This window comes from Ramlibacter sp., from assembly GCF_013697775.1.
Classification (GTDB): Bacteria; Pseudomonadota; Gammaproteobacteria; order Burkholderiales; family Burkholderiaceae_C; genus Ramlibacter.
Map to the genome: position 1 here is coordinate 1 of NZ_JACCWG010000184.1, position 3544 is coordinate 3544.

5 protein-coding genes are annotated in these 3544 nt (G+C 69.9%); 1 reads left to right on the forward strand and 4 read right to left on the reverse strand.

Going from position 1 to position 3544, the window contains the following annotated elements:
• Positions 1-31: 31 nt before the first annotated feature.
• From H0U68_RS09060 to H0U68_RS09070, 3 genes are read right to left on the reverse strand one after another with little or no spacing between them, the layout of a single operon-like run.
• Entirely contained in the window at positions 32-997 is a 966-nt protein-coding gene (locus tag H0U68_RS09060; protein ID WP_296354787.1) for a hydroxyacid dehydrogenase, read from the reverse strand.
• Positions 997-2172, reverse strand: a complete 1176-nt coding sequence (locus H0U68_RS09065; RefSeq protein WP_296354788.1) for a UxaA family hydrolase — start codon at positions 2170-2172, stop codon at positions 997-999. The genes H0U68_RS09060 and H0U68_RS09065 overlap by 1 nt, the downstream gene beginning before the upstream one ends.
• A 27-nt stretch (positions 2173-2199) precedes the next feature.
• A complete protein-coding gene (locus H0U68_RS09070; RefSeq protein ID WP_296354789.1) occupies positions 2200-2481 on the reverse strand; it encodes a UxaA family hydrolase in 282 nt (93 codons plus the stop codon).
• An 81-nt stretch (positions 2482-2562) separates the two neighbouring features.
• Between H0U68_RS09070 and H0U68_RS09075 the strand changes: the two genes are divergently transcribed.
• Positions 2563-3354, forward strand: a complete 792-nt coding sequence (locus tag H0U68_RS09075; RefSeq protein WP_296354790.1) for a GntR family transcriptional regulator — start codon at positions 2563-2565, stop codon at positions 3352-3354.
• Positions 3355-3356: 2 nt separating this feature from the next.
• On the opposite strand, the gene H0U68_RS09080 is transcribed toward H0U68_RS09075, so the two are convergent.
• A partial coding sequence (locus H0U68_RS09080) for a hypothetical protein (protein WP_296354791.1) occupies positions 3357-3544 on the reverse strand: 188 nt, incomplete at its 5' end.

The following is a 3544-nucleotide window of genomic DNA, read 5'->3' on the forward strand; positions in this document are numbered from 1 at the left end:
CCGCAGCGCCGCCGCGGCGAGCCGCACGGCCTCATCCCACGCGACGCGCGCCATCGGCAGCTCCGGTGTCGTTCAGCAGGTCCAGCACGCGTTCGGCGATCACCGCGGACACGCGCTCGTTCGATTCCAGGCTGACGCCGGAAATGTGCGGCGTCAGGATCAGGTTGGGACAATCGGCGGGCACCATGCCGGCCGGCAGCGGTTCGTCGTCGAACACGTCGATGGCTGCGCCGCCCAAACGCCGCTCACCCAGCGCGGCGACCACCGCCGCCAGGTCCACGATGTGGCCGCGCGAGGTGTTCACCAGCACCGCGCCGGGCTTCATGCTTGCGATGCGGGCCGCATCGAACAGCCCGCGCGTGCCGTCGGTCAGCGGAACGTGCAGGCTGACGACGTCGGCATCGCGCAGCAGGTCCTCAAGCGACACAGGCGCGACGCCCAATGCCGCGTAGGCCGGATCGTCGGCAGCTAAAACCGGGTCGGTGGCGATCAAGCGCAGCCCCAGCCCCTGCGCGAGGCGCGCCGTGGTCTGGCCGATGGAGCCGAAGCCGACCAGGCCCAGCGTCTTGCCTGCTGCCTCGCGCCCGGTGCCCAGCTGCGCGCGCGGCCACTGGCCCGACGCCACGGCGGCAGTGGACAGGAAGGCGCCGCGCAGCAGCACCAGAGCGGCGGTGACCACGTACTCGGCCACGCTCAGCGCATTGGCGCCGGTGGCAGGCACCACGCGGATGCCGCGTGCCTCGCAGGCTTGCGTGTCGATGTTGTCCAGCCCGACGCCCAGGCGGCCGACGACGCGGCAGCGCGCGAGCCCATCCAGCAGCGCGCCGCGCACCTGGGTGCGGTTGCGCACGACCAGCGCGTCGCAATCCTGCGCGAGCTGCGCGAGCCGCGCCGCATCGTCCACCAGCTGCGGTTCGTACACCACCTCGTGGCCCGCGCCGCGCAGCTGCGCGACGGCCGGGCCGTCCATGAACTCGGTGATGACGATGCGCGCCATCAGGCCGATTCGTACAGGCGCGTCATCACGAACTCGCGGTGGCCCAGCGCCTCGGCGGCGGTGAGGCGGCCGTTGGCGGTGCGCAGCATGCATTCGAGCAGTCGGTCGCCGGAATCGTCCAGCGTGATTTCGCGCTGCAGCAGGCCCGACACGTCCACGTCGATGTGCTCGCTCATGAGGCGCACGGTGCGCGGGTTGGCGCAGACCTTGATCACCGGCAGGATTGGGTTGCCGATCACGTTGCCCTGCCCTGTGGGGAAGAAGTGCACCGCGTAGCCCGAGGCCGCGCACAGCGTCACCATCTCGGCCGCGGCGCTGGACGAATCCATGAACCACAGGCCCGGATGCGTGGGCATCTCCGCCTTGTCCAGCACGCCGTCCACGGTGCAGTGCTTGCCGATCTTCTGGATGTTGCCGAGCGCCTTTTCCTCGATGGTGGTGAGGCCGCCGGCGATGTTGCCCTTGGTCGGCTGCGAGTCAGACAGGTCCGAGGTCTTGTGGCGCTCCACCACCTGCTGGTAGCGGTCGAACATGAACATGAACCGCTCGCGCACCGCATCGCTGGCGCAGCGCGCCGCCACGATCTGCTCGCCGCCGGTGAGTTCCGTCGTCTCGCCGAAGCACAGGTAGTTGCCCATGCCGTGCAGCTTGTCGAAGGCGTTGCCGACCGCGGGGTTGGAGCCGCAGCCGGAGGTGGTGTCCGACTCGCCGCATTTGGTGGACACCCACAGCTCGGAGATCGGGCACGCCTGGCGTTGGATCTCGCTGGCCCATTGCACGTACTCGCGCGCCGCGCGGCTGGCGCGCATGATGGTCTCGTGGTCGCCGTGGCCTTCGATGCCGAAGCCGCACACCGGCTTGCCGGTGGTCGCGATGCCGTCGACCACCTTCTTGGTCCAGCTGTCCTCGATGCCGATCACCACCACCGCGGCGACGTTGGGATTGCAGCCCGCGCCGATCAGCGTGCGGAAATGCAGCTCCAGGTCGGCGCCGAACTGCAGCCGCCCGTAGGGATGCGGGATCGCCAGCGCGCCCTTGATGTTGTGCGCCACGGCTTCCGCGGCGGCGTTGGACAGGTCGTCCAGCGGCAGGATGATGACGTGGTTGCGCACGCCGACGCGGCCGTTTTCACGGCGATAACCGAGGAACGTGGTGTCCCCATGGATGTTGGCCATACTGCTTCCCTAGTTACTTGCTACCTGCTACCAGCGCTGGGTCTTGATGTTGTGCACGTGTGCGTGCTCGCCCGCCTGGATGGGCGAGACGACGCGGCCGATCTCCAGGCCGTATTTGATGGCGGTATCTCCCACGCCCATGTCGCGCAGCGCGATCTTGTGGCCGATGGGGATGTTCTGGCGCGCGGGCAGGCTGAGGGTCTTGTCCTCGTCCATGATCCAGCCGGTGAGCTGGTCGCCGGCGTTCACGCCTTCGACCACCACCACGGCAACGGTATCGCGCGCATCGTGAAGGATGAAATGAATCATGCGCGGCAGTTTTCCAGCCGTGCGCGGCGGTGTCAAACAAGTCATCTAGATGACTTGCAGGCCCTGCCATACACTGCGTGGATGGACACCAAGGCACGCATGGCGAAGGTGGGCCGCGCCGGCGCGAACAGCGCCGGGGCGCCGCTCTACCGGCAGGCCAAGCGCGAACTGCAGCGGCTGATCGAATGCGGGCATTACGGCCCGGGCGCCACGCTGCCCAGCGAAACCGGGCTCGCACGTGCGCTCGGCGTGAGCATCGGCACGCTGCGCCGCGCGGTGGACGAGCTGGTGCACGAGCACCTGCTGGTGCGCCGCCAGGGCCGCGGCACCTACGTCACCTCGCACACGGCCGAGCGCTTCCTGTTCCAGTTCTTCCACGTCGAGCTGCGGCCCGATGCGCCGCTGGACGCGCCGGGCGAGCGCGAGTACCCGCAGGTGACGCTGGTGGATTTCACGCGCGGCAAGGCCGACGAGATGGAGGCCGCCGCGCTGGACCGCCCCGCCGGCGATGCGGTGTTCCGCATCGACAACCGCCTGTCGCTGGCGGGCCGCGCGGTGGTGCACGACCGCATCACGGTGGCCGCGGCGCTGTTCAAGAATCTGACCGAGCAGCACCTGCGCGCGCGCCCCGGCACCCTCTACAGCCTGTACCAGAGCGAATTCGGCATCACCGTGCTGCGCGCGCGCGAGCGGGTGCGCGCCATCGCTGCCGACACGGACGCCGCGCGCATCCTGGGCCTGCCGCGCGGCCAGCCAGTGCTGCAGGTGCACCGCATCGCGCTCAGCTTCGGCGACAAGCCGGTGGAGTACCGCGTGTCGACGGTCCATACCGCGATGCACGATTATGTGAGCCTGCTGCCGCAGGGCCGCTAGGCCTAGCGCGCCGGCGCGGGATCGAGCGGATAGTCCGCGCCGGGCCGGCTGTGCGGCGCGCGGCCGAACACGCCAGACAGGCGCTGGCCGAGGCGCTGCGTCCACGAGGAGGTTGCCGCCGCAGCGCCGCCCGCAGCCGCCGTCAATGGGGCACTCGCGGTGGAGGCGGCCGCCAGTGCCGCACCGGCAC